The sequence below is a fragment of the Citrobacter sp. RHBSTW-00671 genome, from assembly GCF_014103415.1.
Classification (GTDB): domain Bacteria; phylum Pseudomonadota; class Gammaproteobacteria; order Enterobacterales; family Enterobacteriaceae; genus Citrobacter.
Genome location: NZ_JABXPR010000001.1, coordinates 3,376,894 through 3,398,003, shown reverse-complemented (window position 1 = coordinate 3,398,003; position 21,110 = coordinate 3,376,894). Strand labels below are relative to the sequence as shown.

The following is a 21,110-nucleotide window of genomic DNA, read 5'->3' as shown; positions in this document are numbered from 1 at the left end:
CCTCATGAGAAAATTAATTATTATCGCTGCGCTGGTGGCATCAACTGTTGCACCTGCTTATGCTATTAGCGAGGCTTACCGCCGCCAGTTACAACATGATCATAAAACCATGGTTAGCGAAGCGAATGCTCCGGTTAACGCCAGTACGGTAAAACCCATACATGTAAAGAAACTGGGAGTTGATTTTAAACGTGGCGCCGATGGCATTGCCTATATTAATGGTAGCCCGGCAGCAAATGATGAAAATAATGCAGATGCGCAAACCTACAGTGCAGGCTTGATTTCGGTTATTGTATATAAGAATGGAAAAATAAACGCCATGCAAGAAGGTAAATATTTAGGCCGTTTAAAATAATCTCTGCACAACTAACACGTTATCTGTCTAAGCCCGGGAATAAATACTGTTCCCGGGTTTTTTGTTGCATCTGATTAACGACGAACCCTCCAAACGAGGATGGTGCAATTTGTGCACCATCCCAGGACACATCCCCCGTGTTTTGCTTTACTGTGGTGCATGTACTCAGGGGGGAACTATGACAGTAAAACAGGTGATGTTTACCGAGCAGGTTTCGCTTCCTGCGATAGGGCAGGGAACATGGAACATGGGGGAGGATCCCTGCCGTCGTCGTGATGAAGTCTCGGCGTTGCAGGCTGGCCTGGATCTGGGGCTGCGTCTGATTGATACGGCTGAAATGTATGCTGATGGTGCAGCAGAAGAAATTGTTGGCGAAGCTTTAGCGGGACGGCGCGATGGTGCATTTTTGGTTTCAAAAGTTTATCCATGGAATGCCGGTGGCCAGAAAGCGATTGCTGCCTGTGAAGGTAGTCTGCGTCGGCTGAAAACCGACTATCTGGATCTCTATTTGCTGCACTGGACGGGGGACTTTACTTATGAAGAAACCGTCAGCGCCATGGAAAAACTCATCGCTCAGGGGAAAATTCGTCGATGGGGTGTTTCAAATCTTGATTATGACGAGATGCAGGCGCTATGGCAGGTTGCCGGTGGACGGCAATGCGCCACTAACCAGGTGCTATATCATTTAGCGTCGCGCGGCATTGAATATGACTTGCTGCCATGGTGTCTGCAACAGCAGATGCCGGTTATGGCATACAGTCCACTGGCCCAGGCGGGACGACTGCGTGGCGATTTGCTTTCTAACTCTGTGGTGAATGACATCGCGCGCACGCACAATGTCAGCGCTGCGCAGATTTTGCTGGCGTGGGTGGTTCGTCAGTCGGGTGTAATAGCCATTCCGAAAGCCGCAAGCGTAGCGCATGTCGAACAAAATGCCGCCGCGCTGGAGATAACGCTCTCTGTAGATGAGCTTAAGCAGTTAGATAAGGCATATCCGGCACCAAAAGGTAAAACAGCGCTGGATATGGCCTGATTTACCAAATGCCGATGCTCACGCAGCTTATCAGGCCTACGGCTGCGTGTAGTTTGTAGGCCGGATAAGGCGTTAGCAGCATCCAGGCACGGTGCGCAGAGCTGTCTGATGTCGCAAGCGCCATCAGACAGCTGCCACAATCTTAGCGTTTAGCTACACGGATAGTCTGCGCCAGACGAGAAGGTTTCTCTTCCGTGGTTTTCTGCGGTGCGGTTGCGTAGGCTGTTTCTACGCAAACAAACGTTTTGTAGCCATCGTCCGGCATGTCACCCATGCTGGCAGACAGCGCCGGACCCGGGTTCCAACCCACAACGTTCAGATGGTGGTGGTGCACGACATCGATATTACGCTTGAGTGAACCATCATGGATGACGCTGCATGCTTCCGGGTTCAGATAAACGCGGTCAGTACGATCCGGGAAGGTCTGGATTCCATCGGCCAGCACATCTTCTTTCGCATCGTTCACTTTATCGATCAGGCGGTCGCCAAGACCACTGACTTTCACTGCGGCAATATCGCCCACGTTGAAGTAGGTATGCAGTGCGGAGGTGGTTTCAAACTCGCCGTGGGCTTCCAGCTCGATTTCACAGGTTGCGCCGACTTTAAAGCGGGCAAGCAGGGTAAAGTCGTGCGGCCATAGCTGACGCGTTTCAGCATTGCTTTGCAGCTCAAACGTCAGAACCACGCCGTTGTCATCTTCGTTGTGCGCCTTCAGCGTCCAGGGCAGGTTACGTGCAAAGCCGTGAGAAGGCAGACCTTGCTGAGCCGCCGGGCCAAACCACGGCCAACAAATCGGTACGCCACCCCGCAGCGCCACACCAGTTTTAAACGGCGTGTTATTGCTTAACCAGAGAACGTCATCTTCGCCGTTTGGTTTCCAGGACAGAAGGTGCGCACCCTGCAGTGCAAAAGAGGCTTTAACCTGAGGGTGATCGACAACAATAACCTCCAGCTCATCAAGCTGGCGGCGGGAGAGGACAGGGGTAATTTGTTCGATTACCGGAAGTGCAAAAATTTTATTAATCATTACGCAATCCTTTTTAACCCTAAATATTTCGAGTTGCAGGACGGCGGCAAGTGAACGACAAATTCGTCAGGAACGAATTTGAACAACCAAAGGTTGCCTTCGGTCAGGGACATGGATGTCCCTGATTCACCCCGATGAGCTTACTGTAGTAAGTGATTCGGGTGAGAGAGCGTAGCCAACACACCTGCAATTTGAAGTATGACGGGTATCTTCGGGCAAAAAAAAGAGCGACCGTAGTCGCTCTTACAGATTACTGTCTCATCTCAACTTATTTGGAGATGTGAGCAATCAGATCCAGAACTTTGTTGGAGTAACCAGTTTCGTTGTCGTACCAGGAAACCAGTTTCACGAAGTTGTCGTTCAGTGCGATACCTGCTTTAGCATCGAACACGGAAGTGCAAACTTCACCGTTGAAATCGGTAGATACAACGTCGTCTTCGGTGTAACCCAGAACGCCTTTCATCGGGCCTTCGGAAGCAGCTTTGATTGCTTTCTTAATTTCTTCGTAAGAAGCAGCTTTTTCCAGACGAACGGTCAGGTCAACAACGGATACGTTCGGGGTCGGAACGCGGAACGCCATACCAGTCAGTTTGCCATTCAGTTCTGGCAGTACTTTACCTACCGCTTTAGCAGCACCGGTAGAGGACGGGATGATGTTCTGGGATGCGCCGCGGCCGCCGCGCCAGTCTTTGTGAGACGGGCCATCAACGGTTTTCTGAGTAGCGGTGGTCGCGTGAACAGTCGTCATCAGACCTTCGATGATGCCGAAGTTGTCGTTGATAACTTTAGCCAGCGGAGCCAGGCAGTTAGTGGTGCAGGAAGCGTTAGAAACGATGTCCTGGCCTTCGTATTTGTCAAAGTTAGCGCCTTTAACAAACATCGGGGTGTTGTCTTTGGAAGGACCAGTCAGAACAACTTTTTTCGCGCCAGCAGTGATGTGCTTACGAGCGGTTTCATCTGTCAGGAACAGGCCAGTAGCTTCAGCTACAACGTCAACACCAACTTCGTCCCATTTCAGGTTAGCCGGATCACGTTCAGCGGTAACACGGATTTTTTTACCGTTTACGATCAGATGACCGTCTTTCACTTCAACGGTACCGTTGAAACGGCCGTGAGTGGAGTCATATTTCAGCATGTAAGCCATGTAGTCAGCGTCTAACAGGTCGTTGATTGCAACGATCTCGATGTCAGAACGTTCTTGAGCAGCACGGAAAACAATGCGACCGATACGGCCAAAACCGTTGATACCTACTTTGATAGTCATATATTCCACCAGCTATTTGTTAGTGAATAAAAGGTTGCCTGTAAAATTACAAAAACCTTACGCAGCGTCAAGCGGAATCGTGTCAATCATTGCGACAAATCAAACTGCTGCTTAAGCTTTGCGCAACTGACTCGCCTCACTCTTCCTTTGGGCTTGAAACCACATGGGGGCGGCGGCCCGAATTTTAAAGGGCAATCAAGATAAAAACGTGATGTTGATCACGATTTATGGGCTGCCATTTCGCACGGATCAAGTTTAGAACAAAAGTTCGCACTACGGTGTTAATGTTTTGTTAGAATCTGTCTCGCGATGTGAGTTTAGATAAAGCGAGATGTGAGCAAATGGCTAAGCAACCTTCCCCAGAAGAACTGAAAAAAAATTTGTCCGAAATGCAGTTTTACGTGACACAAAATCATGGGACAGAACCGCCATTTACCGGGCGTTTGCTGCACAATAAGCGTGATGGCATCTACCACTGTCTGATCTGCGATAATCCCTTGTTTCGTTCAGAGACAAAATACGATTCTGGCTGCGGCTGGCCTAGCTTTTACGAGCCGGTGAGCGAAGAGGCAATCCGTTACATAAAAGACACGTCTCATGGCATGCAGCGCATTGAAATCCGCTGTGGAAACTGTGATGCGCATCTGGGGCATGTCTTTCCGGATGGGCCTCAGCCCACAGGTGAGCGTTATTGCGTTAATTCAGCGTCATTGAACTTCACAGATGGCGAAAACGGTGAGCAAACGAAAGGTTGAAGAAACGATTCAGCTAATTATTCTACGGAGAGTGGATTTAACATGAATCTTGATGAGATGATCAACAGCATGACGCCGGAAGTTTATCAGCGCTTATCGACAGCCGTTGAACTGGGAAAATGGCCGGATGGCGTCGCGCTGACTGCAGAACAAAAAGAGAACAGTTTACAACTGGTGATGTTATGGCAGGCACGTAACAACACGAATGCGCAACACATGACTATCGATACCAACGGTGAGATGGTGATGAAGAGTAAGCAGCAACTAAAAGTGGAATTTGGCATTACGCCTGAGCCGATTGCGACGTTTAAATCCTGATGGTAGATGCCCGGTGAGCGTTTATGCCGGGCATATGCAGTAGACTACTTTTTGTTCATCATCGCTTTAAGGTCGGCAAACGGATTATATTTCGCTTCACCGACGGCCTTCTGCGCGTCTTCTCCGGCAACCACTGTTGAACCATACTGGTCCGCTTCCGTATATTTGGAGTGCTCATGATCGTGGCAGTACAGGCACAACATCTCCCAGTTGCTACCATCTTCCGGGTTGTTAGAGTGGTCGTGATCGATATGGTGTACGGTCAATTCGCGCAGATTTGAGTACACGAACTCGCGGGAACAACGTCCACAGACCCAGGGAAAGAGCTTAAGTGCCTTTTCCCGATAACCGACTTCCAGACGGGCGTAATTTTTAGGGATGAAAGCCATACCAGCTCATGCCTCCAGTAGAAGATGAAATGCTGCGCCAGAGAATGGCGCAGCGGATTGCGATAATCATAACCTATTGTGGCAAGCGTTGGGATCAGTGTTTGATACCCAACGAATCGGCCAACTGCTTCGCTAACTGGTTTTTATCATCCGCACCATACTCCCAGAACATCGCGCCTCCCAGTCCCTTGCTTTTGATGTAGTCCGCTTTGATGGCAACAGAGCGCGGATTCTCGTAAGAGAGGGCGAAAAGTGCTTTTCCGTCGGCAGATTGCACCGACAACCACGGCACTTTTGCTTCATCGTCCCAGTGTTGGGTAAAGCGCTTTTGTGGATCGTTGATGAGCTTCGCCACAATGTCGTTGTACTTCACATAGGTATCTTTGCTCAGATCAACGCCCAGTGATTTGAACAACGCTATTTGCTGTGGCTCAAAATAGGGCTGAGTGGCTGGATTTTTCTGTGCGTCAGGTTTGCTCCAGTCAATGCCTGGCTCAACGGCGCGTTTAGGCACGCGACCATAAAACCCAATACCCAGGTTCATCTGAGCGGGCTTTAGCCCTGCTGCGAGGTAGTTGTTGACGACAAAATCGGCACTGTACTTATCCGCTTCGGCGACCGTTGGCCACGTTGTCGAATCGTACAGGTTTGAGTTGAAGTACTGAGTACCGTAAGCCATATCGTAGGTCATCAGATTGATGTAGTCGAGCAATGGCGCAATGGCTTTGACGTCTACCCAGCTTTTCGGGCTTTCTGCGTTTGCACCGACCGCGATGGTCACCAGTTTTTTATGCCCCACTGCGGCACGTAACTCCTTCAGCAGCGTAGTAAAGTTCGCACGATCGGCCGGTTTACTTTCAACTAACCCCCATGCACCGTTTACCGGATACTCCCAGTCGAGGTCGATACCATCCAGGCCATATTTCGCAATGACGTCCTGCACCGACTGAATAAATACCGCCCGGGATTCTTTTGTGGCCGCAGCGCCTGAGAATCCACGCGCCCCCCAACCACCAACGGAGAGCAGAACCTTTAGATTTGGGTTCTGTTTACGCAATTCCGGGATCTTTTGCAGATCAGACTGCACTTTTTCTGAAAGCCAAATTTGATGCAGCTTACTGGCATCTTTTAGCGCGTCATTGGTTTCGTCCTTCTCGTTGTTATAGATCAGGCCAAATGAGTAGTTCAGGTGGGTTATCTGGCGAACATCCAGTTTGTCGATATCGCCGCCAGGACCGGCAGTGACGTCGCCGCCGCCGTTGAAGTAGCCGACAGACATCAGTGAGTTAGCGGAAACAACGCTGGCACAGAGCAGGGGTAATGCTGCCAACAAAGGCAAAAGTTTCATCGGAGTTCCTCTTTGACAATTAAAAAAGCAAACACGCCACGGAAATGGCGTGGCGAAAAAAACAGCTCTCGCAGACTAGCAGTTTCAAAAGAGGAAAAATGCGAAGGGGTTCACGTCACTTTAGCGAAGCGGCTGCCATGTTCCTTTGTTTTTCAGTTCATCGTTGCACTTATTTGTGAGCTGAGTTGTGAAATACAGATCTTTATCTTCGTTGTAAAGATTTGCTGTTGACCTCAAAAATTATATGGATAAGTATGATGACCACTGATGCAAAACTAAACACAAAGGAAGACGCAATGAAAGCACTGGCAAGATTTGGTAAGGCCTTTGGCGGTTATAAGATGATTGACGTGCCGGAACCGGTATGCGGCCCGGATGACGTTGTGATTGAAATCAAGGCGGCTGCTATCTGTGGCGCAGACATGAAACACTACAATGTCGACAGTGGGTCCGACCATTTTAATTCGATTCGTGGTCATGAATTCGCTGGGCAAGTTGTACAGGTTGGCGACAAGGTTAAGGACTGGAAGGTGGGGCAGCGAGTGGTGTCTGACAACAGCGGGCACGTTTGCGGCGTATGTCCGGCTTGCGAACAGGGTGATTTTCTTTGTTGTACAGAAAAAGTGAATTTAGGTCTGGACAACAATACCTGGGGCGGTGGATTTTCGAAATATTGCCTGGTCCCTGGGGAAATCCTCAAGATTCACCGTCACGCGCTGTGGGAAATCCCGCAGGGCGTTGATTATGAAGAAGCGGCAGTACTGGACCCCATCTGCAACGCCTACAAATCTATCGCCCAGCAATCTAAATTCCTTCCAGGCCAGGATGTGGTGGTCTTTGGTACCGGTCCATTGGGCCTCTTTTCGGTCCAGATGGCGCGCATTATGGGGGCCGTGAATATCGTGATGGTCGGGCTGGAAGAGGATGTCACTGTGCGTTTCCCCATTGCCAAAGAAATGGGGGCGACAGCGGTCGTCAACGGTTCGACCGAAGATGTGGTCGCACGTTGTCAGGAAATCTGCGGGAAAGACAATCTGGGGCTGGTCATCGAATGCTCCGGCGCCAATATTGCCCTGAAACAATCTATTGAAATGCTGCGTCCAAACGGTGAAGTCGTCCGCGTGGGCATGGGCTTCAAGCCTCTCGACTTTTCCATTAACGATATCACCGCGTGGAATAAAAGCATCATTGGCCATATGGCATACGATTCTACGTCCTGGCGCAATGCCATCCGCCTGCTGGCCAGCGGTGCGCTGAAAGTTAAACCGATGATTACTCACCGTATCGGCTTGTCGCAATGGCGCGAAGGGTTTGACGCCATGGTCGATAAAACCGCGATTAAGGTCATCATGACCTACGACTTTGATGAATAACCTCATTTATTAAAGGAAGGTTCCCGGATGGAACAGATAGCAAAACCGTACTGCGGCGCGAGGTTGGACAGGCTGCCTGACTGCCGTTGGCACACGTCGATGTTTGCGATGGTTGCCTTTGGATTACTGGTTTGTTGGAGTAATGCCGTTGGCGGATTAATTCTTGCGCAGTTAAAAGAACTCGGCTGGACCGATAATTCCACTACCGCCACGTTTTCTGCCATTACGACGGCGGGAATGTTTCTTGGTGCGCTTGCCGGGGGAATTATCGGGGATAAAACCGGGCGCAAAAATGCCTTTATCCTGTATGAAGCGATTCATATTATTTCTATGATCGTTGGTGCGTTTTCGCCAAATATGACCTTCCTCATTGCCTGCCGTTTTGTGATGGGGGTGGGATTAGGTGCGCTGCTGGTGACTCTGTTTGCCGGGTTCACCGAATATATGCCTGGCAGAAATCGCGGTACCTGGTCCAGTAGGGTCTCGTTTATCGGTAACTGGTCTTATCCGCTGTGCTCGCTGATTGCGATGGGACTGACGCCGTTAATCAGTGCTGAATGGAACTGGCGCGTGCAACTGCTGATCCCGGCGGTGCTATCGCTGATTGCCACCGCCATTGCCTGGCGCTGGTTCCCCGAGTCGCCTCGCTGGCTGGAGTCTCGTGGACGCTACGCGGAAGCCGAAAAAGTGATGCGGGCAATAGAAGAGGGCGTGGTTCAGCAGACCGGTAAGCCACTGCCGCCAGTGGTGATAGAAGATGACGGCAAGGCACCGCGCTCTGTTCCGTATTCGGCTTTATTAACCGGCGTATTACTCAAGCGCGTTATTTTAGGTTCCTTTGTTCTGATTGCCATGAACGTCGTGCAGTACACCTTAATTAACTGGCTGCCGACGATATTTATGACCCAGGGCATTAACCTGAAAGATTCCATTGTCTTAAATACCATGAGTATGTTTGGTGCGCCGTTTGGAATATTTATCGCCATGCTGGTGATGGATAAAATTCCCAGAAAGACCATGGGGGTGGGCTTATTAGTATTAATCGCCGTGCTGGGATATATCTACTCGCTGCAAACCAGCATGCTGCTGATTACGTTAATAGGCTTCTTCCTGATTACCTTTGTGTATATGTACGTTTGCTACGCCTCAGCGGTATATGTACCGGAAATATGGCCAACCGAAGCGAAACTGCGTGGCTCCGGACTGGCAAATGCGGTGGGGCGTATCAGCGGCATCGCTGCGCCTTACGCGGTCGCAGTATTGCTTAATAGTTACGGCGTGACGGGAGTGTTTGTACTGCTCGGGGCGGTCTCCATTATTGTCGCCATTGCCATCGCTACTATCGGAATTGAAACCAAAGGTGTCTCTGTCGAAAGTCTCGGTATTGATGCAGCCACCAGCAAATAATATTGATGGGAAAGAAAATGCAAAATTCAAAAGCAATATTAAAAACGCCCGGCACGATGAAGATTATCACCGCCGATATGCCGGTACCGAAAGAGCATGAAGTGCTGATTAAAATTGAATACGTCGGTATTTGCGGCTCAGATGTTCATGGTTTCGAATCGGGTCCTTTTATTCCGCCAAAAGACCCCAACCAGGAAATTGGCCTCGGGCACGAATGCGCGGGTACGGTGGTGGCGGTAGGGAGTAGGGTATCCAAATTTAAACCTGGCGACCGGGTCAATATTGAGCCGGGCGTGCCGTGTGGTCACTGTCGCTACTGTCTGGAAGGGAAATACAACATCTGTCCGGACGTCGATTTTATGGCCACTCAGCCCAATTATCGCGGCGCGCTAACCCACTATCTGTGTCATCCGGAGAGCTTCACTTACAAGTTGCCCGATAACATGGACACGCTGGAAGGCGCGCTGGTGGAGCCTGCGGCGGTCGGTATGCATGCTGCAATGCTGGCGGACGTTAAGCCGGGTAAGAAAATCGTCATTCTGGGGGCTGGCTGTATTGGTTTAATGACCCTGCAGGCTTGCAAATGTTTGGGCGCAACCGACATTGCGGTGGTTGATGTGCTGGAAAAACGCCTGGCGATGGCGAAGCAACTTGGTGCATCGACCGTTATCAACGGCGCAGAAGAGGACACCGTTGCCCGTTGCCAACAGTTCTCTGGCGACATGGGTGCGGACATTGTTTTCGAAACCGCCGGTTCAGCTATCACCATTAAACAGGCTCCCTATCTGGTGATGCGCGGTGGAAAAATCATGATCGTGGGTACAGTACCTGGAGATTCAGCGATCAATTTCCTCAAAATTAACCGTGAAGTGTCAATTCAGACCGTTTTCCGTTATGCCAATCGCTACCCGGTCACGATTGAAGCCATCTCCTCTGGGCGTTTCGATGTGAAGTCGATGGTGACGCATATTTACGATTATGCAGATGTTCAGCGCGCATTTGATGAATCCGTTAATAACAAACGTGAAATTATCAAAGGCGTTATTAAAGTAAATCATTAATTTATTGAAACGGGAGAAATAACCATGCTGGCAGATATTAAATATTGGGAAAATGATGCCCATAATAAACATTATGCGATAGCCCACTTTAACGTGTGGAATGCAGAAATGCTAATGGGGGTGATGGATGCGGCGGAAGAATCTAAATCGCCGGTGATTATCTCCTTCGGCACCGGTTTTGTCGGCAACACCTCCTTTGAAGATTTCTCGCACATGATGGTTTCTATGGCGAAAAAGGCCTCGGTTCCGGTTATTACGCACTGGGATCACGGGCGCAGCATGGAAATTATTCATAACGCCTGGACCCATGGTATGAATTCGCTGATGCGTGATGCCTCTGCCTTTGATTTTGAAGAGAATATTCGTCTGACAAAAGAGGCTGTGGATTTTTTCCATCCGCTGGGCGTGCCGGTTGAAGCTGAACTGGGCCATGTGGGGAATGAAACGGTTTATGAAGAGGCGCTGGCGGGCTACCACTATACCGACCCAAGCCAGGCGGCGGAATTTGTCGAGCGTACCGGCTGTGATTCTCTGGCGGTGGCGATTGGCAATCAGCACGGGGTTTATAGCTCTGAACCGAAACTTAATTTCGAGGTTGTTGCGCGCGTACGCCGGGCGGTTTCTGTTCCGCTGGTACTGCATGGTGCGTCGGGTATCAGCGATGCGGATATCAAAAAAGCCATTTCATTAGGCATCTCTAAAATCAACATTCATACTGAACTATGCCAGGCCGCCATGGCGGCTGTACAAGCGAATCAGAATCAGCCGTTCCTCCACGTTGAACGTGAAGTTCGTAAAGCAGTAAAAGAGCGAGCATTGGAAAAAATTAAACTGTTTGGCTCTGACGGTAAAGCGGAATGACAATATGGATAATATCGAGGTTATTTGTATAGGGGCGGCAATTGTTGATATTCCCTTACAGCCAGTGAGTAAAAATATCTTTGATGTTGATTCTTATCCTTTAGAAAGAATAGCCATGACCACGGGAGGCGATGCGATTAATGAAGCGACGATTATTTCTCGTCTCGGCCATCGCACGGCGTTAATGAGTCGTGTAGGAGATGATGCCGCTGGTCATTTTATTGTCAGCCATTGTCGTCGGGAGAATATTGATATTCAGAGCCTGAAACAGGATGCGGATATTGATACTTCCATTAACGTGGGTTTGGTCACAGCCGATGGTGAACGCACCTTTGTCACCAATCGCAACGGCAGCCTGTGGAAACTGAATATTAACGATGTTGATTTTGACCGTTTCTCGCAGGCGAATCTGCTGTCGTTGGCAAGCATCTTTAATAGTCCCTTGCTGGACGGCAAAGCGTTAACGGCTATTTTCACTCAGGCGAAAGCGCATAAGCTCATTATCTGCGCCGATATGATTAAACCGCGACTGAATGAAACGCTGGACGACATCCGTGAGGCGCTGAGCTATGTGGATTATCTGTTTCCCAATTTTGAAGAGGCAAAACTGCTCACCGGGAAAGAGACGCTGGATGAAATAGCCGATAGCTTCCTGAGCTGTGGTGTGAAAACGGTAGTCATTAAGACCGGCAAGAGAGGCTGCTTTATCAAGCGTGCTGATATGAAAATGGAGGTCCCGGCGGTGTCGGGAATTACCGCCATCGACACCATCGGCGCGGGAGACAATTTCGCCTCGGGGTTTATCTCCGCGCTGCTTGAAGGCAAACCGCTGCGCGAGTGTGCGTTATTTGCTAATGCAACGGCAGCAATATCGGTCCTCAGCGTGGGCGCCACGACGGGCGTGAAGAACAGAAAGCTGGTTGAACAACTTCTCGACGAATATGAAGGGTAATAGCGGCAGATGAAAATGATTCCTTTAGGCATTACGGATATTACGCTCTCCCGTATGGGGCTGGGCACCTGGGCCATCGGCGGCGGTCCGGCATGGAATGGCGATCTTGATTTGCAGGTTTGTATCGACACCATTCTTGAAGCACACCGTTGCGGCATTAATCTGATTGATACCGCTCCGGGGTACAACTTCGGTAATAGCGAAGTGATTGTCGGGCAGGCGCTGAAAAAGCTGCCGCGCAGCGAGATCGTGGTTGAAACCAAATGCGGCATCGTATGGGAGCGAACAGGCAGCCTGTTTAACAAAGTAGGTGATCGCCAGCTGTATAAAAACCTCTCGCCTGAGTCTATTCGCGAAGAGGTTGATGCCAGCCTGCAAAGATTGGGTATCGACAGTATTGATATCTATATGACCCACTGGCAGTCGGTTGAACCCTGTTTTACGCCGATAGCGGAAACCGTTAATACGCTAAACGCCCTAAAGAAAGAAGGGAAAATTCGGTCTATCGGCGCCGCCAACGTGGATGCCGGGCATGTCAGGGAGTACCTCAAGTATGGCGAGCTGGATATCGTGCAGGCCAAGTACAGCATTCTTGATCGCGCGCTGGAAACTGAACTGCTGCCGTTATGCCAGCAGAATGGCATTGTTGTGCAGGTTTATTCCCCACTCGAGCAGGGACTCCTGACCGGGACTATTGATCGAGATTATGTCCCTGGCGGTGCGCGGGCCAACAAAGTCTGGTTCCAACGGGATAATATGCTGCGGGTGATTGACATGCTTGAGCAATGGCAGCCACTGTGCGAGAAATACCGCTGCACAATCCCCGCGCTGGCCTTGGCATGGATTTTAAAGCAAAGCGATTTAATTACCTTACTGAGCGGCGCAACCGCGCCTGAACAGGTTCGCGAGAATGTCGAGGCGTTGACTATTCCTCTGACAGATGATGATTCATTATTGATGAGGCAAATGGCAGAGGCGTTGGATAGCAAATAAGCCAGCAGATAGGATTGACCTCTGTTTCTGTGTAAAATAGTATTGAAATCTGTGATTCAGACATGTTCTTTTGAAAATAAACATAGCCTGTGAGATACTAGGGTCTTATTATTACTTTGCAGGAAACAGAGGTGTCATCGTGGCGGCAAAAGACAGGATTCAGGCCATTAAGCAAATGGTGGCTAATGATAAGAAAGTGGCGGTATCTAATTTAAGTTCAATCTTTCAGGTAACTGAGGAAACGATTCGCCGCGATCTTGAAAAACTGGAAGATGAAGGTTTTCTGACCCGAACATATGGCGGTGCAGTGCTCAATACTACCGCGTTGTCCGACAATATTCATTTTTATAAGCGTGCAAAATCTTTCTTCGAAGAGAAGCAGATCATTGCCCGTAATGCGTTACCGTTTATTAAAAATAAGACCACGATGGCTGCCGACTCCAGCAGTACTGCGATGGAATTATTAAAGCTATTGAAGGAAAGAAACGATCTGACGTTGCTGACGAACTCAGCGGAAGCGTTTCATGAATTAGCGCAATCTGAGATTAATGTGGTTTCGACTGGGGGAGAGTTAAATAAGAATACACTGTCACTTCAGGGCCGTATCACCAAAGAGATTATCAGCCGCTATCACGTTGATATCATGGTGATGAGCTGCAAAGGGCTGGACATTACAAGCGGTGCGCTTGATTCAAACGAAGCAGAAGCTGAGATCAAAAAAACAATGATTCGTCAGGCGGCAGAGGTCGCTCTGTTAGTCGATCACTCAAAGTTTGATCGTAAAGCATTTGTCCAGTTAGTGGATCTTAGCCATATTAATTACATTATAACAGATAAAGCACCGGGTGCTGAGTGGGTTGAATTTTGCAAGAAAAATAATATCCAGCTTGTGTACTAATGCAGGGCTAAGTAGTCGATATTTTTTAGATTGCATCCGGTTAATGCCAAATAAAAATGATGATGGTAAATGCGACAGATTTACACTGTCGCCTATTGCCATAACAAGTTTATTATATTTTGCTGCATTTGAGGCACCCAGATGGAACAATATGAACATATCGGCGCAAGGCTGGATCGCTTACCTTTTTCAAAGTTTCACTTTCGTATTTTTGGTATTATCAGCTTTGGTTTGTTGCTGACGGGCTTTCTGAGTTATTCCGGTAATGTGGTATTAGCTAAACTGGTTAGTAATGGCTGGTCGAATAACTACCTTAATGCGGCATTTACTTCAGCGCTAATGTTTGGTTATTTTATTGGCTCATTGAGCGGTGGGTTTATCGGCGATTATCTTGGGCGGCGGCAAGCGTTTCGGATGAATTTGCTGATAGTCGGTATTTCTGCAACTGCCGCCTCTTTTGTTCCCAATATGTATTGGTTAATCTTCTTCCGTGGGCTTATGGGGGTAGGAATGGGGGCGCTGATTATGGTGGGCTATGCCTCCTTTACTGAGTTTATTCCCCCGGTGGTACGCGGTAAATGGTCTGCTCGTTTGTCTTTTGTCGGCAACTGGTCACCCATGCTGTCTGCGGCTGTCGGTGTTGTCGTCATCGCCTGTTTCAGCTGGCGAGTGATGTTTTTTCTTGGTGGTGTGGGAATGCTGTTGGCCTGGTATCTGTCAGGAAAATACCTTATTGAGTCTCCCCGGTGGCTGGCAGGCAAAGGTCTGCAAGAAAAGGCGGAAAAGCATATCCTGGATGTAGAACAACAGGTCGAGAAAGAAAAAAAGATCATCTTGCCGCCATGTCCAAATCCTCGAGAAAAAACGGGGTTAAGCACGGTAAATGATTCGTTTTGGTTGTTATTCAAGGGGCAAATGTTACGCCGGACGCTGGTGGCGATCACAGTACTGATCGCGATGAACATCTCGCTGTATACTATTACCGTCTGGATCCCGACAATTTTCGTTAACACCGGTTTTGATGTGACGAAATCTATTTTCATGACCTCGATTATTATGATTGGGGCACCGGTAGGCATTTATATTGCCGCATTAATTATTGACCGCTTCCCACGACGGTTATTTGGCTCAACGCTGCTGATTATTATTGCTATCCTGGGATATTTTTATTCGATTCAAACACAGGAATGGGCGATTTTAAGCTATGGCCTGGTGATGATCTTTTTTTTGTATATGTATGTCTGTTTTGCTTCTGCGGTGTATGTCCCGGAACTTTGGCCAACCCATCTTCGATTGCGAGGTTCCGGTTTTGTGAATGCCGTGGGGAGAATTGTCGCTGTATTTACACCGTACGGGGTTGCTGTATTACTCACTCAGTATGGCGCGGTCACCGTGTTTATTGTGCTCGGCGCTATGCTGGTGGTGTGCTCACTGATCCTGTTTTGTTTTGGTATTGAAACCCGCAGGGTTTCGCTGGAGCAGATATCGAGCCTGGGGTGAGTTTTGCCTGACAGTACGCCATCAGGCAAAACGTTAGCGCTGCGTTTCTTCCCAGTCAGCCAGCGTGTACAGCGTTGCTCCGGCGGCAGCCATTTCCATAAAGGCGTGCGCGCTGTCTTCTGGCTGAATATTAACCCCACGGCAACCATCAGTAATAACGCTGACGGTATAGCCAAGATCGAGCGCATCCAGTACGGTGAATTTAACGCAATAGTCGGTTGCCAGACCCATGATGATCAGTTCAACCATGCGGTTTTCCAGCAGCCATGCATTAAGCGCAGTTGCCTGACGACGGCCGTTATCAAAAAAGGCGCTGTAACTGTCGACCAGTGGATTTTCACCCTTGGTGAAGGTTTGAGAAATCGCACGCTGGTTCAACAGCGGATGCAGGGCAGCACCTTCGCTATTTTGCACACAGTGATCGGGCCAGAACGTCTGCGGCAGTCCATCGAGTTGTCCCTGGCTGTAGGGCTCGACCTGATGCTGGCTGGCAAAACTACCGTGATTAGCCGGGTGCCAGTCCAGACTGGCAACGACGGTGTCACCGCGTACGGCGCACCAGTCAATCAGACGGTTGGCAATATCGATTGTGCTGTCACCTTGCGGGACGGCGAGAGCGCCACCGGCGCAAAAGTCATTCTGTAAATCGACCAACAATAAGGCTCGGGCCATCGTCATAGACTCCTTTACTCGTCTGGTGTGAGCTCGCCACGCAGATTTTGCGTCATCGCTTCGCGAATAGCCTGGGTATCCAGGTTCTGGCTCAGCAAATAATGCAGCTTGGTAAGCGTAGCTTCGACGGTCATGTCCGCGCCACCAATAACTCCCGCGTGCGCCAGCGCATTCCCCGTCGCGTAACCGCCCATATTGACCTTGCCGGACATGCATTGGGTGAGATTCACCACCACAATGCCACGCGAACTGGCATCTTCAAGCTCTTTCAAAAACTCTTTGTTTTGTGGTGCATTACCGACACCGTAGGAGCGAAGAATTAATGCTTTCACGGGCTGGCGCAGGAAATTTCGCACCACGTCAGCAGATATCCCTGGGTAAATCGTGACCACGCCGATCGGCTGCGGGGTGATAGGATGCACAATCAGTGAGCCCACACCATGCGGTGCGGGCGGCGTCCCCAGTCGGCGGATGTGGATCCCCGCTTCCAGTAGTGGAGCAAGGTTCGGTGAGGCGAAAGCGTCAAAACCGTCAGCATGTGCTTTGGTTGTACGGTTGCCACGAAACAGGCGATTGTTGAAAAACAGGGTGACTTCATTAATCGGGTAATTTGCCGCAACGTACAATGCATTCAGCAAATTGATTTGTCCGTCCGAGCGTAGCTCTGCCAGCGGGATTTGTGACCCTGTCACAATGACCGGTTTGCCCAAGTTTTCCAGCATAAAAGAGAGCGCCGAGGCGGTAAACGCCATGGTGTCTGTGCCGTGCAGAATGACAAAACCATCATAATCGTCATAGTGCGCTTTGATGTCTTCAGCAATATGTTGCCAGTCTTCCGGCGTCATATCGGAGGAATCCATCAGTGGGACGTATTCATGGATGGTGAAGTCTGGCATCTCAGGGCGGTGGAATTCAGGCATCAATGCCAGTTGGCGCTGCAGGTGGCCCGAAACCGGAATATAACCCTGTTCAGAGCGCTGCATACCAATGGTACCGCCGGTGTAGGCAACATAAATCGATTTCTTTTGCATGACGATTTTCTTAAGGAGTCAGGATATTAATATAGCCGGATGGCTGCTATGCCTCATCCGGCCTAAAAATTGCGCGATATTCGCAGGCCGGATAAGACGCATTAGCGTCCTGTCCGGCAATAGCGATTTAACGGACGTTGGCGCAGGTCAGGCAAAACGCATAACGGTTTTGCGGATCGTTAAACGCAGCCAGTTTATCTCCTTCAGCTTTTACCACGCTGGCAGCAGAAGCCAGTGGTGCCGGGAGCATTGCCTGAAGGGCTTCTGGCAGCATGGCGCGCACCGAACCTGACATACTGTCCATGACCATATCCACGAAGGTGGGTTCGTCCTGATAATACTCAATGTGCCATTGTTTCAGTTTTGCCAGCTCTGCAGCTTTCGCGACGGCATCATCGAAATCGCCCAGGCTGTCTACCAGTCCGTTTGCTTTCGCATCCTGACCGGTCCAGACGTGACCCTGCGCGATTTTATCAATCTGTTCTGGTGTCGTCTTACGTGCATCCGCAACCAGCGTGATAAAACGCTTATAGCCGTTCTCGATGCTTAACTGCATCATTTGCTGTACTTCCGACGGTAACGCTTTGGTGATAGAGATATCCGCCAGTGGGGATGTTGCAACACCGTCAGTATGCACGCCAATTGAATCCAGGCTGTTTTCCACCGTATTGATAACACCAAAGATGCCGATGGAACCGGTCAGGGTGCTGGGGTTTGCCACGATGTAGCTTGCAGGCGTGGAGATCCAGTACCCCCCGGATGCCGCCATGCCGCCCATGGAAACGACAACCGGTTTGCCCGCCGCTTTTGCCGCTGCCAGCTCAGAACGGATCACTTCCGAGGCGCTGACGCTGCCGCCTGGGCTATTCACGCGCAGGACAATGGCTTTCACCTTCGGATCGAGGCGTGCTTCACGGATCTGTGCAGCGGTCGTATCGCCACCTACATTCCCCGGCGTTTCCTCTCCGTCCATAATGGCGCCGTTGGCGAAGACGACGCCGATGCTGTCCCCGGTATCAGCAGGTGTTTTCAGCGTGTAATCGTAGTAGCTGACAGAGCGGTAGTTTTTATCCGCTTTGCTCCAGCCAAACTGTTTGGTCAGCAGCTTTTCGATTTCAGCGCTGGAGGCGAGAGCATCCACCAATTTGTTATCGAGAGCATATTTCGCGGTATCACCGTCGACTTTCGTCAGGCCGTCCAGCATCGCTTGCGCGCCAGGGAATACCTGTTGCGCCGGGATCTGCCGGTTAGCGGCGACCGTATCGAGATAGTTCTGCCACAGCTCGCCAATCCAGCGGCTGTCAGCTTCACGTGCGGCAGGTGACATATCATCACGGATAAACGGCTCGACGGCGGATTTATAGGTGCCCACGCGGAATACATGCGTTGAGACCTTCAGCTTATCCAGCAGGGATTTGTAGTACAGACCGTTGGTGGCAAAGCCGTGCAGATCAACGGAACCCTGCGGAGATAGCCAAATTTTGTTGGCAAAACTTGCCAGGTAATACTGCCCCTGGCTGAAGTTATCGCCTACAGCAAAGACAGGCTTACCGCTGTCGCGGAATTCGCGTAGCGCTTTACCGATATATTGCATCGACGGTTGGTCGGCGCCGGCGAAGTTTTTCAAGTCCATCACGATGCCGGTAATGTTGCGGTCATCTTTGGCCTGTCGGATGGTATTCACGATATCGAACAGGGAGTTTTCCTGTAGACGATCGGAACTTGCGCCAAACAGCTGACGACCGATGACACTTAACCGACTTGTGCTTGAAGGTTTATCAACAATAACCCCCGAGATATCCAGCAGCAGTGCGCCACGTTCAGCATGTTCGCTGGTGTTGCTGCTACTGACCTGCATCCAGATCCCAACACCCACCAGTACTAAAAAGATAAAGAACAGGTTAAGCACAAATTCACGGACGAAATTGAGTAATCGCCATGTCCATTTAAAAAATCCGGCAATAAATCGCCACAGGGTTCGCATGTATTCTCCCTACCGATTAACAACACGCCCCCGTGAGCCACGAGAAAGGCGTTAAGATGTGGCTATCGTAATGACCCGGCAGGCACTTGTCAGCAGGAATCACTACCTGTGCTGTAACAAAATCCGCCCACGTGTTAATTTTGTGAACAAATATCATTGTTGGAGTTAAGCAAATGGATGCACTCGAATTACTTATGACCCGTCGTAGCGCTTCTCGTCTTGTCGAACCGGCCCCGGCGGGAGAGCAGCTGCAAAATATCCTGCGCGCTGGTATGCGTGCGCCAGACCACAAATCGCTACAACCGTGGCAATTTTTTGTGATTGAAGGTGAAGGGCGCGAGCGTTTTAGCGCCGTGCTTGAAAAAGGCGCGATTGCTGCCGGAAGTGATGAAAAAGCACAGGAAAAAGCCCGTACAGCACCGTTTCGCGCGCCGCTGATTATCGCTGTGGTGGCGAAATGTGAAGAAAGCGACAAGGTGCCGATGTGGGAACAAGAAATGTCTGCAGGCTGCGCGGTAATGGCGATGCAAATGGCGGCGATTGCGCAAGGGTTCGGCGGGATCTGGCGCAGCGGAGCCTTAACGGAAAGTACGGTAGTCCGTGAAGCGTTTGATTGTCGTCCACAGGATAAAATTGTCGGTTTTCTCTATCTGGGAACGCCGCAGCTAAAAGCCTCCACCTCGATTAATCTTGCCGATCCGACCTCATTCGTCCGTTATTTCTGATACCAACGGCAAAACTGTCTGGATTATGAGCAAAGACACCCTAATTCAGACAGTCACTCTTACCACATCATGGAATGAGCGCTACCATATCCGCATTGCAATGACAGGAGATGTCCATGAGCGAGCACGCTATTCGTTTAACACAATACAGCCACGGAGCCGGTTGCGGTTGTAAAATTTCCCCGAAAGTGTTGGAAACCATCCTGCACAGCGAGCAGGCGAAGTTTGTTGATCCGAATTTACTCGTGGGTAATGAAACCCGCGATGACGCGGCGGTGTACGATCTGGGTAACGGCACCAGCGTTATCAGTACCACCGATTTCTTTATGCCGATTGTCGATAATCCGTTTGATTTTGGCCGCATTGCTGCGACCAACGCTATCAGCGACATTTTTGCGATGGGCGGCAAACCGATTATGGCAATCGCTATTCTGGGCTGGCCTCTTGATAAACTGGCGCCGGAAATAGCCCGCGAAGTGACCGAAGGTGGGCGCTTTGCCTGTCGTCAGGCGGGGATTGCACTGGCGGGTGGCCACTCTATCGATGCCCCAGAGCCTATCTTTGGCCTTGCGGTAACCGGCGTTGTGCCGACCGAACGTGTGAAGAAAAACAGCACCGCAGAGGCTGGATGTAAGCTGTTCCTCACCAAACCGCTGGGTATTGGTGTACTGACCACTGCAGAGAAAAAATCGCTGCTGAAACCGGAACACGTCGGACTGGCGACGGAAGTGATGTGCCGGATGAACATTGCCGGTGCGGCATTTGCCGACATCGAGGGTGTGAAAGCCATGACCGATGTAACCGGTTTTGGTCTGCTGGGTCATCTGAGCGAGATGTGCCAGGGGGCCGGCGTTCAGGCGCAGATCGTCTACCAGGATATTCCTAAGCTGCCTGGCGTTGAAGAATACATCGCGCAGGGTGCGGTACCCGGGGGTACCCAACGTAACTTTGCCAGCTACGGACACCTGATGGGTGAAATGCCGCAATCGGTACGCGATCTGCTGTGCGATCCGCAAACGTCCGGTGGCTTGCTGCTGGCTGTAACACCGGAATCTGAAGCTGAGGTCAAAGCCGCAGCGGCGCAGTTTGGTATCGATCTCACAGCTATCGGTGAGCTAGTGGAAGCCCGCGGCGGTCGCGCCATGGTTGAGATTCGTTAACCCG

The 21,110-nt window shown here is 50.3% G+C and carries 21 protein-coding genes; 14 read left to right on the top strand and 7 right to left on the bottom strand.

Going from position 1 to position 21,110, the window contains the following annotated elements; genetic code table 11:
- Positions 1 to 4 precede the first annotated feature (4 nt).
- A complete protein-coding gene (locus HV261_RS16325; protein WP_202038851.1) occupies positions 5 to 355 on the top strand; it encodes a hypothetical protein in 351 nt (116 codons plus the stop codon).
- 178 nt (positions 356 to 533) lie between these two features.
- Entirely contained in the window at positions 534 to 1,388 is an 855-nt protein-coding gene (locus HV261_RS16320; protein WP_202038850.1) for an aldo/keto reductase, read from the top strand.
- A 142-nt stretch (positions 1,389 to 1,530) separates the two neighbouring features.
- On the opposite strand, the gene HV261_RS16315 is transcribed toward HV261_RS16320, so the two are convergent.
- A complete protein-coding gene (locus HV261_RS16315; RefSeq protein WP_202038849.1) occupies positions 1,531 to 2,415 on the bottom strand; it encodes a D-hexose-6-phosphate mutarotase in 885 nt (294 codons plus the stop codon).
- 268 nt (positions 2,416 to 2,683) lie between these two features.
- Positions 2,684 to 3,679 (bottom strand): glyceraldehyde-3-phosphate dehydrogenase, encoded by a 996-nt coding sequence (gapA, locus tag HV261_RS16310; RefSeq protein WP_003030697.1) that lies wholly within the window; start codon positions 3,677 to 3,679, stop codon positions 2,684 to 2,686.
- 341 nt (positions 3,680 to 4,020) lie between these two features.
- On the opposite strand from gapA, the gene msrB reads away from it, so the two are divergent.
- Positions 4,021 to 4,434, top strand: a complete 414-nt coding sequence (gene msrB / locus HV261_RS16305) for a peptide-methionine (R)-S-oxide reductase MsrB (RefSeq protein WP_040233651.1) — start codon at positions 4,021 to 4,023, stop codon at positions 4,432 to 4,434.
- A gap of 42 nt (positions 4,435 to 4,476) precedes the next feature.
- Positions 4,477 to 4,752 carry a YeaC family protein gene (locus tag HV261_RS16300; RefSeq protein WP_005121124.1) on the top strand — a complete coding sequence of 92 codons (276 nt, stop codon included), beginning with the start codon at positions 4,477 to 4,479 and terminating at the stop codon, positions 4,750 to 4,752.
- 44 nt (positions 4,753 to 4,796) lie between these two features.
- On the opposite strand, the gene yajD is transcribed toward HV261_RS16300, so the two are convergent.
- Both yajD and chiD read right to left on the bottom strand, forming a co-directional pair.
- A complete protein-coding gene (gene yajD, locus HV261_RS16295) occupies positions 4,797 to 5,141 on the bottom strand; it encodes an HNH nuclease YajD (protein WP_003832478.1) in 345 nt (114 codons plus the stop codon).
- A 94-nt stretch (positions 5,142 to 5,235) separates the two neighbouring features.
- The gene (chiD, locus tag HV261_RS16290; RefSeq protein ID WP_202038848.1) at positions 5,236 to 6,489 is read right to left on the bottom strand and encodes a chitinase ChiD; all 1,254 of its coding nucleotides are present in this window, start codon (positions 6,487 to 6,489) and stop codon (positions 5,236 to 5,238) included.
- A 296-nt stretch (positions 6,490 to 6,785) separates the two neighbouring features.
- Here chiD and HV261_RS16285 point away from each other — a divergent pair, with 296 nt between their 5' ends.
- From HV261_RS16285 to HV261_RS16250, 8 genes are all read left to right on the top strand, one after another.
- On the top strand, positions 6,786 to 7,862 hold the full coding sequence (locus HV261_RS16285; RefSeq protein WP_202038847.1) for a zinc-binding dehydrogenase: 1,077 nt from the start codon (positions 6,786 to 6,788) through the stop codon (positions 7,860 to 7,862).
- A 27-nt stretch (positions 7,863 to 7,889) separates the two neighbouring features.
- Positions 7,890 to 9,269, top strand: coding sequence for an MFS transporter (locus HV261_RS16280; protein ID WP_202038846.1), 1,380 nt, complete (start codon positions 7,890 to 7,892; stop codon positions 9,267 to 9,269).
- Between the two features lie 17 nt (positions 9,270 to 9,286).
- On the top strand, positions 9,287 to 10,330 hold the full coding sequence (locus HV261_RS16275; RefSeq protein ID WP_202038845.1) for an NAD(P)-dependent alcohol dehydrogenase: 1,044 nt from the start codon (positions 9,287 to 9,289) through the stop codon (positions 10,328 to 10,330).
- Between the two features lie 24 nt (positions 10,331 to 10,354).
- Positions 10,355 to 11,191, top strand: coding sequence for a ketose-bisphosphate aldolase (locus HV261_RS16270; RefSeq protein WP_202038844.1), 837 nt, complete (start codon positions 10,355 to 10,357; stop codon positions 11,189 to 11,191).
- A gap of 4 nt (positions 11,192 to 11,195) precedes the next feature.
- Positions 11,196 to 12,143 (top strand): carbohydrate kinase family protein, encoded by a 948-nt coding sequence (locus tag HV261_RS16265; RefSeq protein ID WP_202038843.1) that lies wholly within the window; start codon positions 11,196 to 11,198, stop codon positions 12,141 to 12,143.
- A 9-nt stretch (positions 12,144 to 12,152) separates the two neighbouring features.
- Positions 12,153 to 13,136, top strand: coding sequence for an NADH-dependent methylglyoxal reductase (gene ydjG / locus HV261_RS16260; protein WP_202038842.1), 984 nt, complete (start codon positions 12,153 to 12,155; stop codon positions 13,134 to 13,136).
- A 139-nt stretch (positions 13,137 to 13,275) separates the two neighbouring features.
- On the top strand, positions 13,276 to 14,034 hold the full coding sequence (locus HV261_RS16255; protein WP_137383429.1) for a DeoR/GlpR family DNA-binding transcription regulator: 759 nt from the start codon (positions 13,276 to 13,278) through the stop codon (positions 14,032 to 14,034).
- A 141-nt stretch (positions 14,035 to 14,175) separates the two neighbouring features.
- Positions 14,176 to 15,534, top strand: coding sequence for an MFS transporter (locus tag HV261_RS16250; protein WP_137383428.1), 1,359 nt, complete (start codon positions 14,176 to 14,178; stop codon positions 15,532 to 15,534).
- Positions 15,535 to 15,567: 33 nt separating this feature from the next.
- Here HV261_RS16250 and pncA read toward each other — a convergent pair whose 3' ends face one another.
- The 3 genes from pncA to sppA form a co-directional block, all read right to left on the bottom strand.
- The gene (gene pncA / locus HV261_RS16245; RefSeq protein ID WP_202039711.1) at positions 15,568 to 16,206 is read right to left on the bottom strand and encodes a bifunctional nicotinamidase/pyrazinamidase; all 639 of its coding nucleotides are present in this window, start codon (positions 16,204 to 16,206) and stop codon (positions 15,568 to 15,570) included.
- A gap of 14 nt (positions 16,207 to 16,220) precedes the next feature.
- Positions 16,221 to 17,237 (bottom strand): asparaginase, encoded by a 1,017-nt coding sequence (gene ansA / locus HV261_RS16240; RefSeq protein ID WP_202038841.1) that lies wholly within the window; start codon positions 17,235 to 17,237, stop codon positions 16,221 to 16,223.
- A 127-nt stretch (positions 17,238 to 17,364) separates the two neighbouring features.
- Positions 17,365 to 19,221 (bottom strand): signal peptide peptidase SppA, encoded by a 1,857-nt coding sequence (sppA, locus tag HV261_RS16235; protein WP_202038840.1) that lies wholly within the window; start codon positions 19,219 to 19,221, stop codon positions 17,365 to 17,367.
- A 173-nt stretch (positions 19,222 to 19,394) separates the two neighbouring features.
- On the opposite strand from sppA, the gene HV261_RS16230 reads away from it, so the two are divergent.
- The gene (locus HV261_RS16230) at positions 19,395 to 19,946 is read left to right on the top strand and encodes an NAD(P)H nitroreductase (RefSeq protein ID WP_202038839.1); all 552 of its coding nucleotides are present in this window, start codon (positions 19,395 to 19,397) and stop codon (positions 19,944 to 19,946) included.
- A gap of 116 nt (positions 19,947 to 20,062) precedes the next feature.
- Positions 20,063 to 21,106, top strand: a complete 1,044-nt coding sequence (gene selD / locus HV261_RS16225) for a selenide, water dikinase SelD (protein ID WP_202038838.1) — start codon at positions 20,063 to 20,065, stop codon at positions 21,104 to 21,106.
- Positions 21,107 to 21,110: the final 4 nt, after the last annotated feature.